At 73.6% G+C, this 12817-nt stretch carries 10 protein-coding genes; 5 read left to right on the forward strand and 5 right to left on the reverse strand.

The window, feature by feature from the left end; translation table 11 throughout:
• The first annotated feature begins 21 nt into the window (after positions 1 to 21).
• From ACIRGB_RS15030 to ACIRGB_RS15045, 4 genes are all read left to right on the forward strand, one after another.
• A complete protein-coding gene (locus ACIRGB_RS15030) occupies positions 22 to 1092 on the forward strand; it encodes an energy-coupling factor ABC transporter permease (RefSeq protein ID WP_403863837.1) in 1071 nt (356 codons plus the stop codon).
• A gap of 1 nt (position 1093) precedes the next feature.
• Positions 1094 to 1855, forward strand: a complete 762-nt coding sequence (cbiQ, locus tag ACIRGB_RS15035; protein WP_403863840.1) for a cobalt ECF transporter T component CbiQ — start codon at positions 1094 to 1096, stop codon at positions 1853 to 1855.
• Positions 1852 to 2610: an energy-coupling factor ABC transporter ATP-binding protein gene (locus ACIRGB_RS15040; protein ID WP_403863842.1), complete on the forward strand. Its 759-nt coding sequence runs from the start codon at positions 1852 to 1854 to the stop codon at positions 2608 to 2610. Before cbiQ ends, ACIRGB_RS15040 begins: the two co-directional genes overlap by 4 nt.
• Positions 2611 to 2699: 89 nt before the next feature.
• Positions 2700 to 3905, forward strand: coding sequence for a serine hydrolase domain-containing protein (locus ACIRGB_RS15045; RefSeq protein ID WP_403863845.1), 1206 nt, complete (start codon positions 2700 to 2702; stop codon positions 3903 to 3905).
• A 39-nt stretch (positions 3906 to 3944) separates the two neighbouring features.
• Here the strand turns inward: ACIRGB_RS15045 and ACIRGB_RS15050 are convergent, their stop codons facing one another.
• The 5 genes from ACIRGB_RS15050 to ACIRGB_RS15070 form a co-directional block, all read right to left on the reverse strand.
• Positions 3945 to 4220 carry a DUF1876 domain-containing protein gene (locus tag ACIRGB_RS15050; RefSeq protein WP_104631878.1) on the reverse strand — a complete coding sequence of 92 codons (276 nt, stop codon included), beginning with the start codon at positions 4218 to 4220 and terminating at the stop codon, positions 3945 to 3947.
• 65 nt (positions 4221 to 4285) lie between these two features.
• On the reverse strand, positions 4286 to 5131 hold the full coding sequence (locus tag ACIRGB_RS15055) for an EamA family transporter (protein WP_403863848.1): 846 nt from the start codon (positions 5129 to 5131) through the stop codon (positions 4286 to 4288).
• The gene (locus ACIRGB_RS15060; RefSeq protein WP_403863851.1) at positions 5128 to 5649 is read right to left on the reverse strand and encodes a YbaK/EbsC family protein; all 522 of its coding nucleotides are present in this window, start codon (positions 5647 to 5649) and stop codon (positions 5128 to 5130) included. The genes ACIRGB_RS15055 and ACIRGB_RS15060 overlap by 4 nt, the downstream gene beginning before the upstream one ends.
• 178 nt (positions 5650 to 5827) lie before the next feature.
• Positions 5828 to 8059 carry an MMPL family transporter gene (locus ACIRGB_RS15065; RefSeq protein ID WP_403863854.1) on the reverse strand — a complete coding sequence of 744 codons (2232 nt, stop codon included), beginning with the start codon at positions 8057 to 8059 and terminating at the stop codon, positions 5828 to 5830.
• Between the two features lie 103 nt (positions 8060 to 8162).
• Positions 8163 to 8762, reverse strand: a complete 600-nt coding sequence (locus ACIRGB_RS15070) for a TetR/AcrR family transcriptional regulator (RefSeq protein WP_403863857.1) — start codon at positions 8760 to 8762, stop codon at positions 8163 to 8165.
• 169 nt (positions 8763 to 8931) lie between these two features.
• Between ACIRGB_RS15070 and ACIRGB_RS15075 the strand changes: the two genes are divergently transcribed.
• Positions 8932 to 12783, forward strand: a complete 3852-nt coding sequence (locus ACIRGB_RS15075; protein ID WP_403863860.1) for a S41 family peptidase — start codon at positions 8932 to 8934, stop codon at positions 12781 to 12783.
• Positions 12784 to 12817 lie beyond the last annotated feature (34 nt).

Consider the following 12817-nt stretch of genomic DNA (forward strand, 5'->3'; position numbering starts at 1 on the left):
ACAGTTCTCTATCATCGAACCGTGCACGTACCTGACGGATTCATCAACGCCCCGACCTCCGCCGTGACCGGGGTGGTCGCCGCCGGCGCCATCGCGGTCAGCCTGCGCGGCGCGCGCCGTGAGCTGGACGAGCGGACGGCGCCGCTGGCCGGGCTGGTCGCGGCGTTCATCTTCGCGGTGCAGATGCTCAACTTCCCGGTCGCGGCCGGGACCAGCGGGCATCTGCTCGGCGGCGCACTGGCCGCCATCCTCGTCGGGCCCTTCACCGGCGTGCTGTGTGTCTCCGTCGTCCTGCTCATGCAGGGCATCCTCTTCGCCGACGGCGGCCTGACCGCGCTCGGCGTGAACATCACCGACATGGCGATCGTCACCACGGTCGTCGCCTACGCCCTCTTCCGGGGCCTGGTGAAGGTGCTGCCGCGCACCCGCCGCTCGGTCACCGTCGCCTCCTTCGTCGCAGCGCTCGTGTCCGTCCCGGCCGCCGCGCTCGCCTTCACGCTCATCTACTGGATCGGCGGCACCACCGACGTCTCCATCGGCAAGGTCGCCACCGCGATGATCGGCGTGCACGTGCTGATCGGCATCGGCGAGGCCGCGATCACCGCGCTGACCGTCGGCGCCGTCATCGCCGTCCGCCCGGACCTGGTGTACGGGGCGCGCGGGCTCCGGCAGCGGCTCAAGCTACGGGTGAACGGCGAGCTGGTCGACGCCCCCTCCGACGCTCCCTCCGGTGCCGCGCCGGCGCCCGCCCCCGTCGCCGCCCGCTCGCACCGCACGGTGTGGCTCACCGGCCTCGTCGCCTCGCTGGTCCTGGCCGGCTTCGTCAGCTTCTACGCCTCCGCCGACCCCGACGGCCTGGAGAAGGTCGCCTCCGACAAGGGCATCGACAAGAAGGCCGAGGAGCACGCCGCCGCCGACTCCCCGCTCGCCGACTACGGCGTCAAGGACATCACCGACGCCCGGGTCTCCGGGGGCCTCGCGGGCGTGATCGGCGTCGGGGTCACCGTCGTCGCGGGCAGCACCGTGTTCTGGGCGGTGCGCAGGCGCCGCAGCCCCGACGCGTCCCCGACCAGCACGGAAACGACCGTCTGACATGGGTGCGGGCCACGCGCACCGGCTCTACCGGCACGGGCACTCCCCCGTGCACGGCCTGCCGCCGCACACCAAGCTCGCCGCGGCCTTCGCCTTCGTGGTCGTCGTGGTCTCGACGCCGCGCGAGGCGATGTGGGCCTTCGGCCTGTACGCGCTGCTGCTCGCGGCGGTGGCGTACGCGGCCCGCGTGCCGCCCGGCTTCCTGCTCAAACGGCTGCTGATCGAGGTGCCGTTCGTCGCGTTCGCGGTGCTCATGCCGTTCGTGGCGGAGGGCGAGCGGGTCGACGTGCTCGGCCTGTCCCTGAGCGTCAACGGCCTGTGGGGCGCCTGGAACGTGCTGGCCAAGGGCACCCTGGGCGTCGCCGCCTCCGTGCTCCTCGCCTCCACGACCGAGCTGCGGGAGCTCCTCCTCGGTCTCCAGCGGCTGAAGCTGCCGCCGCTGCTGGTGCAGATCGCCTCGTTCATGATCCGGTACGGCGACGTGATCGCGGACGAGATGCGGCGGATGCGGATCGCCCGGGAGTCCCGGGGCTTCGAGGCGAAGGGCGTACGGCACTGGGGGGTGCTCGCCAAGTCGGCGGGGGCGCTGTTCATCCGCTCCTACGAGCGCGGTGAACGCGTCCACCTGGCCATGGTCAGCCGCGGGTACGCCGGTTCGATGCCGGTGATCGACGAGGTGACCGCGTCGCGGGCGCAGTGGTCGTACGCGCTGGCCCTCCCGTGTGCGGCGCTCGTCGTGTGTCTGCTGGGATGGACCCTATGACAGCTGTCCCGGCGTCCCTCGACGTCTCCGGCCTCGCCTTCGCCTACCCCGACGGGCACCAGGCGCTGTTCGGCGTGGACTTCTCCGTCGCGCGCGGTGAGCGGGTCGCGCTGCTCGGGCCGAACGGTGCGGGCAAGACGACGCTCGTGCTCCACCTCAACGGCATCCTGACCGGCGGCACCGGCACGGTCACCGTCGCCGGGCTGCCGGTCGGCAAGCGGAACATGGCCGAGATCCGGCGCCGGGTCGGCATCGTCTTCCAGGACCCGGACGACCAGCTGTTCATGCCGACCGTGCGCGAGGACGTGGCGTTCGGACCGGCGGCGGCCGGGGTGAAGGGGGCGGAGCTGGAGGCCAGTGTGGACCGGGCGCTCACGCTGGTCGGCATGGCGGAGTTCAAGGACCGGCCGCCGCACCACCTCTCCTTCGGCCAGCGGCGCCGGGTGGCGGTGGCGACCGTGCTCGCCATGGAGCCGGAGATCCTGGTCCTGGACGAGCCCTCCTCCAACCTCGACCCGGCCTCCCGCCGCGAGCTGGCCGACATCCTGCGCTCCCTGGACGTCACGGTGCTGATGGTCACCCACGACCTGCCCTACGCCCTGGAGCTGTGCTCCCGCGCCCTGATCCTGAGCGACGGGGTGATCGCGGCGGACGGACCGACCGCCGCGCTGCTCTCCGACGACGACCTGATGCGCGCCCACCGCCTGGAACTGCCCTTCGGCTTCGATCCGCGGTCGGTGCCGGCGAGCGGGTGAGGAATCGCGGACGGTCGGTGGCGGTTGCCCCCACTGTCATGGGCGACCGGAAGGGGCGCGGGGAAGTGGATGGAGACAAAGAGGCGGACGTGAGGGTGCACGGCACGGTGGCCGCGGGCTTCGAGCCGGTGCGGGACGCGTTCGTACGGAACTTCACCGCGCTCGGCGAGCGGGGCGCGGCCGTCGCCGTCTACCGGGACGGGCGCAAGGTCGTCGACCTGTGGGGCGGCGCCAAGAACGTCGAGGACACGGCCGGCGCCGAGCCGTGGCGCCGGGGCACCGCCCAGGTGGTCCGCTCGGCGACCAAGGGCGTCGCCGCCGCCGTACCGCTGCTGCTGCACCAGCGCGGGGAACTGGACCTGGACGCGCCGGTGGGCGAGTACTGGCCGGAGTTCAAGGCGCACGGCAAGGAGCGGGTACTGGTCCGGCACGTGCTGAACCACCGGGCCGGGCTGCCGGTCCTGGACCGCCCGCTCTCCCCCGGGGACGCCCTCGACCCGCTGCGGGGCCCCGCGGCCGTCGCCGCCCAGGCGCCGGTCTGGGAGCCGGGCACCGACCACGGCTACCACGCGCTGACCTACGGCTGGCTGCTCGACGAGCTGGTCCGCCGGGTGACGGGCGGGCGGGGCGCCGGGCAGTGGATCGCGGACGAGATCGCCGGGCCGCTGGGCCTGGACCTGTGGGTGGGGCTGCCCGCGGCGGAGGAGGCGGCGGGCCGGGCCGGTCGCGTCGGGCGCCTTCCGGACCCCGAGCCGTCCGGGGCCGGGCCGTCCGGCAACGGGCCGCGGCTGCGCCCCAAGCGCTCCGTCACCGAGGCGTACGAGAACCCGGACTCCCTCACCCGCCGGGCCTTCGCCGCGATCACGCCGTTCCCCGACCAGAACGACCCGGTGTACCGCGCGGCCGTGCTCCCGGCCGCCAACGGCATCGCGACGGCCGACGGTCTGGCCCGCTTCTACGCGGCGCTGATCGGCGAGGTCGACGACGTGACGCGCGGCGTGCGGCTGTTCGACCCGGCGACCATGGAGCTGGCCCGCGCCGAGGAGTCCGCCGGGCCCGACCGGGTCCTGGTCGTGGGCACCCGGTTCGGCCTCGGCTACATGCTGCACGGCAGCGCGTCCCCGTTCCTGTCCCCCGGCTCCTTCGGCCACCCGGGCCGCGGCGGCTCCCTGGGCTTCGCCGACCCGGAGGCCGGCATCGCCCTGGGCTACGTCACCAACGGCTTCCGCAAGACCGTGACGGCGGACCCGCGGGCGCAGGCGCTGGTACGGGCGGTCCGCGCGTCGCTCGCCTAGGAGCAGCGCGCGGGGCCCTTCCTGGAGACGGAACCCGGTTCAGACGTGGATGGGGTGCGAGGTCCGCCCGGACGCCGTGTCGATCTCGTCGTGGGCCTTGGTGAGCAGCCGCATCGCCAGCTCGTTCAACGCCCGTGCGCCCGCGACCTCCTCGCCGACGCGTGGCTGCTGGGGGTCGACCCGGTGACGGCTGGCGTGGCCGTGCGCGCGGACCTCGGTGCCGTCGGGGAGCCGTACCATCGCGACCGCCCGCGTGTGCTGGTCGTCCTCGACGAACTCCAGCTCGACATGCCATCCCACTGTGGTGTGCATCATGACGATCACCTCCGGAACACCTCCTTCCAGGGTGCGCCTGTCCGCGGCGGGGCGCACCACTGCGGCTATCCCGTGTGCAGCATCAGCCCGATCCCGACGACCAGGAGGCCCGCCGCCGCGATCCGGGGCGCGCCGAACCGCTCCTTGAAGAACAGGGCTCCTATCGCGGCGCCGACCAGGATGGACGACTCGCGCAGGGCGGCGATGGGGGCGAGATCGGCGCGGGTCTGCGCCCACAGGACCAGGCCGTAGGCGGTGACGGACAGGGCCGCGCCGACCAGGCCGAGACCGGCCTGCGGCCGCAGCAGCGCCCAGGCCCCGGCGCGGTGCCGGTACAGGAAGTACGCGGGCAGGACCGTGCCCTGCACCGCCATCAGCCAGGCGATGTAGCCGAGGGAGGAGCCGGAGGCACGTACACCGAGGCCGTCGACGACCGTGTACGCCGCGATGGTCACCCCGGTCGCCAGGGCGGCGCCGATGGCCGCCCAGTCGGGCCGGCGTCCGCGCAGCCCCCACAGGGCGACCCCGGTCAGTCCGGCGCAGGAGACCAGGATGCCCCCGGCCGCCCAGCCGTCCGGGACCTCGTGGGCGAAGACGGCGGCGAGGACGGTGACCAGCAGCGGCGCGCTGCCGCGGGCGATCGGGTAGGCCTGCCCGAAGTCGCCCAGCCGGAAGGACCGCATCAGCAGGGCGTAGTACGCGATGTGCACGGCGGCGGACACCAGCAGGTACGGCCACGCCCCGGCCGCCGGGAAGGCCGTGAACGGCAGCAGCGCGAGGCCGATGAGCATCCCGCCGCCGGAGATCAGCGCGAACCCGGTCAGCTTGTCGGTGATCCGGTGGGCGATGGCGTTCCAGCTGGCGTGGGTGACCGCCGCGAGCAGGACCGCGGCGGTGACCAGCGGGGTCACGCGGAGCGCTCGCGCACGTCCACGAGGGTGGCACCGGCGGTGGTGACGAGGTCCTCGGGCGCCATCGGGAAGACGGCGTACGGCGTGCCGGCGGCGGCCCAGACGACGTCGTGGGCGAGCAGCGACCGGTCGGCGAGCACCCGGGTCCTGGTCCGGTGCCCGAAGGGCGGCACCCCGCCGATCGCGTACCCGGTCGTCTCCCGTACGACGTCGGCCTTGGCCCGGGTGACCTTCCGGGCGCCGAGTTCCTCGCGGACCCGGTCCAGGTCGACGCGGGAGGCGCCGTCCATGAGGACGAGTACGGGCACGCCGTCCGCGGCGAAGATGAGCGACTTGCAGATCTGGCTCAGCTCGCACCCGATGGCGGCGGCGGCCTCGGCGGCGGTGCGGGTGGCCTCCGGGAAGCGCCGGGCCCGTCCGGCCAGGTCACCGAGGTCCAGTTCGCGCAGGGCGGCGGCGAAGCGCGGGTGGGCGGCGGAGGTGGCGGCGGAGTCGGAGGCGTCGTCGGTCGTCGTCATGGACCGCACCGTAGCGGTACGTGTAGCCCACAGGCGACCGGGTTAGCAGGTCCCGCGGGCAGCGGGCCGAAGGGCCCCGGAGCCCCGGAACGGAGGAAGCCGGTGAGGGCAGCCCCGTCCCCACGGAACCCTCACCGGCTGGTCTGTGCGTCCTCCGGTCAGCGGACGCGGCGGCTGGTCAGGTGCCCACCAGCTCCCGGTCCTGGTCGGCACGCCGCTCGTCGGCCGTGCGCAGCCCCTCGCCCTCGACGTCCACGTTGGGCAGCGCGCGGTCCAGCCACTTCGGCAGCCACCAGGCCTTCTTGCCGAGCAGGGCGAGGACCGCCGGGACGATGGCCATGCGGACGACGAACGCGTCGAAGAAGACGGCGATCGCGAGACCGAAGCCGATCATCTTCACCATGGCCTCGCTGGAGCCGATGAAGCCCGCGAAGACCGCCATCATGATCACCGCGGCGGCGGTGACGACCCGGGCGCCGTGCTTGAAGCCGGTGACCACGGCCTGGTGCGGCTTCTCGCCGTGGACGTAGGCCTCCCGCATCCGGGTGACCAGGAAGACCTCGTAGTCCATGGCCAGGCCGAAGACCACGCCGACCATGAAGATCGGCATCATCGACATGACCGGTCCGGTCTCCTCGACGCCCATCAGGCCGGACAGCCAGCCCCACTGGAAGACCGCGACGACCGCGCCGAGCGCCGCCATGACGGAGAGCAGGAAGCCGAGGGCCGCCTTCAGCGGGACCAGGATCGAGCGGAAGACCACGATGAGGAGGAGGAAGGCCAGGCCGACGACCAGCACCAGGTACGGCACCAGCGCGTCGTTGAGCTTCTGGCTGACGTCGATGTTCATCGCCGTCGCACCGGTGACCAGGGTCTTTGCGCCGGTCTTCGCCTCGACGTCGCCGCCCGCGTCGCGGATGGCGTGCACCAGGTCCTCGGTCTGCACGGAGGACGGCTTGGAGTCCGGGATCACGCTGATCGTCGCGGTGTCGCCGCCCTTGTTGGGGGCGGGCGGGGCCACCGCCACGACGCCGTCGAGGTCCTTGACCTGCTGCTCGACGTCGGTGAAGGCGTCCTTCGGCGCGTCGCTGCCCTTGGCGTCCACGACGACCAGCAGGGGGCCGTTGAAGCCGGGGCCGAAGCCCTCCGACAGCAGGTCGTAGGCGCGGCGCTGGGTCGTGGACGTCGGCTGGGAGCCGTCGTCGGGCAGGCCCAGTTCCAGGGAGGTCGCGGGGACCGCGGCGGCGCCGAGGCCGATGACGCCCAGGAGGAGGACGGCGAGCGGGCGGCGGACGACGAAGCTCGCCCAGCGGGTGCCCAGGTTGGCCTTCGGCGGGCCGGCCGGCCGGTCCGGCTCGGGCTCGCTGGTGCGGGAGCGGCCGAACAGCTTGCTCTTCGCCCCGGCCGGCTTGACCCGGCGCCCGGCGTAGCCGAGCAGCGCGGGGATCATCGTCAGCGCGATCAGGACCGCGATGGCGACGGTGCCGGCCGCCGCGACGCCCATCTTGGTGAGCATCGGGATGTTGACGACCGCGAGGCCCACCAGGGCGATGACGACGGTGAGACCGGCGAAGACGACCGCCGAGCCCGCGGTGCCGACCGCCCGTCCTGCGGCCTCCTCGCGTTCGCGTCCCTCGGCGAGTTCGGCGCGGTAGCGGGAGACGATGAACAGGGCGTAGTCGATGCCGACCGCGAGGCCGATCATCATCGCCAGGATCGAGGTGGTCGAGCCCAGTTCGAGCGCGCTCGCCAGCGCGGTGATCGAGGAGACGCCGATGCCCACGCCGATCAGGGCGGTGAGCAGCGGCAGCCCGGCCGCGACCAGGGAGCCGAAGGTGATGACCAGGACGACGGCGGCGACCGCGATGCCGATGACCTCGGTGGCGCCGGTCTCCGGGACGGCCTGGAGCGCGTCACCGCCGATCTCGACGGTCAGCCCGGCGTCGCGCGCCTGCTGGGCGGCGTCCTCCAGGGCGTCCTTGGTGGACTCCTCCAGTTCCATGCCGGAGACGTCGTACTTCACCGAGGCGTAGGCGACCGTGCCGTCCTTGCTGACGGCGTTGCCCTGGTAGGGGTCGGCGACCGAGGCGACCTCGGAGCCGTCCGCCAGTTCGCCGACGGTCTTGTGGACGGCCGCCTTGTTGTCGGCGTCCGTCATCTTCTCGCCGGCCGGCGCCTTGAAGACGACGCGTGCGGTCGCCCCGTCGGCGCTCTGGCCGGGGAAGCGCTGTTCCAGCAGGTCGAAGGCCTTCTGGGCCTCCGTTCCCGGGATGGAGAAGGAGGAGTTGCCGGCGGGCGGGGCGCTGGCCGCGCCGACGCCGGCGAGCGTCAGCAGGGCCACCCATATCAGGGCGACGAAGTGCCGTCGGCGGAAGGCGAGCCGGCCGAGTTTGTAGAGGAACGTGGCCACGAGGGCGTACTCCCGGTCAGGTCGTGGGTCTTCAGGGCAGGGGGGATCAGCCCGACGACGTGAGCGGTGACGTCAGATGGGGCTCAGACGGTGCGTGGGGAGGTCAGTGGGTGGAGACGCCGAGGGCGGGGAGGATCACGGCGTCGACGTAGGAGGCGAGGAACGCCCGGGTCGGCGGCTGGTCGTCCAGCAGCGTGCGGGTGGCGAAACCGCCGACCATCATGTGCACGAGGAAGTCCAGCGCCGGGCAGTCCGCTCTGATCTCACCGCGGTCGACGGCGCGTTGCAGCACCCGCTGGAACTCGGCCATCTCCGGTTCGACGAGCTGTTCCCGGAACGCCTGGCGGAGGTCCGGGTTCTGGTGCAGCGCCATGGCGACGCCCCGCATCAGCGCGGAGTTCTGCTCCATGGTGCAGTCGTCCTCACGGACCATGAGGGCGTGCAGGTCGCCGCGGAGCGAACCGGTGTCGATGTCGCCGATCTTGCCCGGCTTGTTGTGCCGCATGGCCTTCACGACCAGCTCCGGCTTGCCGCCCCACTGGCGGTAGAGCGTCGCCTTGCTGGACCGGGTGCGGGCCGCCACGGCGTCCATGGTGAGGGCGTCGTAGCCGACTTCGCGGAGCAGGTCGAGCACGGCCTCGTACAGCTCGGCCTCGCGCTCGGGAGTGATCCGGCTGCGGCGCGCGGTGGCGGTCTCCGTCATCCCGCTCACTCCTCTCCGTCCGGTCGACCGGTCCACTCGACCGGAACGACACCGTTTCGTACAGGACGAATGTACCCCACCCTCTAGCGAAACGAAACGGTTTCGTTCGTGGTGTGGGTCACGGTTGTCGGCGCCGTATAAGTTGCCGGTACCCGGTGCCCGGAAAAGCATGGGGTGGGTGAGTTATCTGCGCCTTCCGCACCTCAGCGGCGACCGGCTGTGCTTCGTGGCCGAGGACGACCTCTGGCTCGCGTCCCTCGACGGTCCGGGGCGGGCCTGGCGGCTCACCGTGGACCGCACCAAGGCCGGTCCCCCGCGCTTCTCGCCGGACGGCCGCCACATCGCGTACACCAGCTGGCGCAGTCTGGTGCCGGAGGTCCACCTGGTGCCGGTGGACGGCGGTCCCGGACGGCAGCTCACCCACTGGGGCGGCTTCGACACCCGGGTCTGCGGCTGGTCGCCGCCCGATCCCGACGGCACCGCCGCCGTCCTCGCCGTCGCCTCGCACGGCGAGCCCTTCTCGCACCTCACCTGGGCCTACAAGGTCACCCCCGACGGCGACCCCGGCCGCAAGCTGCCCTGGGGCCCGGTCACCGACATCCAGGCCGCCGATCTCGACGGCGAGCGCAGAACGCTTCTCCTGACGGGCACCCCGCCGCACGAGCCCGCCGCCTGGAAGCGCTACCGGGGCGGCGCCACGGGCCGGCTCTGGCTGCACGGCGAGCGGCTCCTGCCCGACCTCGGCGGGCACCTCGCCGCCCCCATGTTCGTCGGCGGCCGGATCGCCTTCCTCTCCGACCACGAGGGCGTCGGCAATCTCTACTCCTGCGCCCACGACGGTACCGGCCTGCGCCGCCACACCGACCACGACGCGTTCTACGCCCGCAACGCCTCCAGCGACGGCACCCGGGTGGTGTACCAGTGCGCGGGCGACCTGTGGATCGTGGACGACCTCGCGCCCGGCTCGGCGCCGCGCCGGCTCGACGTGCGGCTGAGCGGGCCGCGCGCGGGACGGCGTACGTACCAGGTGCCCGCCGCGCAGCACGTGGGCGGCGTCTCCGTCGACGAGACGGGCCGGGCGAGCGCCGTCGTCGTCCGCGGCAGCCTGTACTGGCTCACCCACCGCGACGGCCCGGCCCGCACCCTCGCGGACACCCCGGGGGTACGGGTGCGGCTGCCGGAGATGCTCGGGGAGAGCGGGCGGATCGCGTACGTGACGGACGCGGAGGGCGAGGACGCCGTCGAGATCTCCTACCTGCCCCGGGCGACCGGCGGCCGCGCGACCCGGCGGCTGGCCTCCGGGCGCCTCGGCCGGGTCCTGGAGCTGGTCTCGGACCCGGCGGGCGACCGCCTCGCCGTCGCCTCGCACGACGGACGGCTCCTGATCCTCGACGTCACGGAACCGGACCCGGAGGTGAGCCCACCCCTGGACGCGGTGGACGCCGGGCACCCGGCGGACGCGGTGGACGCCGGGCAACCGGCGGACGCGGTGGACGCCGGCCAACCGGTGGACGGGGAGGACGCCGGGCAACCGGTGGACGCGGGGGAACCGGGCCCGGCAGGGAGGGCGGCCCAGTCGGACACCACCCCGGGTGTCCCCACCGAAGACACCGACGCCGGGGACACCGGCACGCCGGGAGGCGACTCCGCGACCGACGGCACCACGGGAGGCGGAACGACTGCCGGTGGCACAGCGGGAAACGTCCCCGCGGACCGCGGCCCCGCGCCCGACGCCCCCGGGGCAGGTGCCCCGCGCGACGACCCCGGCCCCGACCCCGGACCGGCCGCCGGGGACACCGGCCCACACGGCGCCACCGACGGCGCCGCCGGGACCACCGGCACACCGGGCGACGCCGGCACGGCGGACAGCGTCGGCACGTCGAGCGGCCCCGGCACGGGGAGCGACCCCGGCACGGCGGACAGCGTCGGCACCGCGAGCAACCCCGGCACGGCGAGCGACCCCGGCACGGGGAGCGTCGGCACCCCCGCAACCGCCGGAGGCCAGGTCACCGAGTTGATCCGCTCCGTCAACGGCCCCGTGCGCGACCTGGCCTTCTCCCCGGACGGGGCCTGGCTCACCTGGTCGCACCCCGGCATCGGACGCACCCTGCGGCAGATCAAGATGGCCCGGATCGACGGCCCGGAGGGCACCCTCGTCGTCGACGTCACCAACGGCCGCTTCGAGGACGAGAACCCGGTGTTCACCCGGGACGGCCGCTACCTCGCCTTCCTGTCCTGGCGCGGCTTCGACCCGGTGTACGACGTGCACACCGGCGACCTGTCCTTCCCGCTGGGCTGCCGCCCCTACCTGGTGCCGCTGTCCTCGGCGACCCCCTCCCCCTTCGCCCTCAATCCCGAGGGCCGCCCCGCCGCCGGGGGCCTCGACCCGCTGGAGGACGAGCCCGGCGAGGGCGGTGCGGTCACCGTCGAGGTCGAGGGGCTGGAGAACCGGGTGACGCCGTTCCCGGTCACCGCCTCCAAGTACTCGGCGCTGGAACCGGTCGCGGGCGGCGGCCTGGTCTGGCTGCGCTGGCCGATCTCGGGCGCGCTCGGCGAGACCTTCGCCAACCCGGCCGACCCGAGCGAGCGGCCCACGCTGGAACACTTCAACCTGGCCAAGGCGAAGAAGTCCGAACTGGTCGACCACCTCGACTGGTTCCGGGTCAGCGGCGACGGCAGCCGCCTGGTCGTGCTCGACGAGGGCGACCTGCGCGCCGTACCGGCGACCGAGGTCGGCGACGGCGACTCGACCACCTGGATCGACCTGCGCCGCATCCTGCACGAGGTCGACCCGGCCGCCGAGTGGCGCCAGGCGTACGACGAGGCGGGGCGCCTGATCCGCGCCTACTTCTGGGACCCCGGCATGTGCGGCATCGACTGGGACGCGGTCCTCGACCAGTACCGCCCGCTGCTCGAACGCGTCGCCTCCCCGGACGAGTTCGCCGACCTGCTGCGCGAGGTGCTCGGCGAGCTGGGCACCTCGCACGCCTACGTCGTCGCCGCCCGGCGCAACGAGGGCCCGGCGCACTACCAGCGCTGGCAGGGCCTGCTCGGCGCCAACTTCGTCTGCCGGGACGGACGGTGGGTGGCCAAGCGCATCCTGCCGGGCGACTCCTCCGACTCCAGGGCCCGCTCCCCGCTGGCCGGCACGGGCATCCGCGACGGGGCCGTCCTGACCCACGTCGACGGCCGCCCGGTCGACCCGGTCCAGGGCCCGTTCCCGCTGCTGGCGGGCGCGGGCGGTACGACGGTGGAGCTGACCTTCGCCCCCGCCGAGGGCTGCCGGGGCCCCTCCCGCCGGGTGGCCGTCGTACCGCTCGTCGACGAACGCCCCCTGCGCTACCAGGACTGGGTGGCCAAACGCCGGGATGTGGTGCGCGACTTGAGCGGCGGCCGGTGCGGCTACCTGCACATCCCCGACATGGGCGGCTCCGGCTGGGCGCAGTTCAACCGCGACCTGCGCATGGAGGTGTCCCGGCCCGCGCTCATCGTGGACGTGCGCGGCAACGCGGGCGGGCACATCAGCGAGCTGGTGATCGAGAAACTGACCCGGACCATCCTGGGCTGGGACCTGACGCGGGACGCCCAGCCGGTGTCGTACACCTCCAACGCGCCGCGCGGCCCGGTCGTCGCGGTCGCCGACGAGGCGACGTCCTCCGACGGCGACATGATCACGGCCGCGTTCAAGCTGCTGCGCCTCGGCCCCGTGGTCGGGCAGCGCACCTGGGGCGGCGTGGTCGGCATGACCGGCCGGCACCGGCTCGGCGACGGCTCGGTGATCACGGTGCCGATGAACGCGGCCTGGTTCGATGCCTACGGCTGGTCCGTGGAGAACTACGGCGTCGCCCCCGACGTCGAGGCGCTGCGCTCCCCCCTGGACTGGGCCGAGGGCCGCTACCCGGTCCTCGACCAGGCGGTCCGCCTCGCGCTGGAGCTGCTGGAGACCAACCCGCCCGCCACGCCGCCCGGTTATGACGCCGTACCGGACCGCTCGCGTCCGCCGCTGCCGCCGCGGGAGTAGAACCCTCCGTAAAACCTCCGCCCGCACGGGAAAG

Origin of the sequence: Streptomyces sp. NPDC102490 (assembly GCF_044765285.1) — a bacterium.
In the GTDB taxonomy this organism is placed as follows: Bacteria; Actinomycetota; Actinomycetes; order Streptomycetales; family Streptomycetaceae; genus Streptomyces.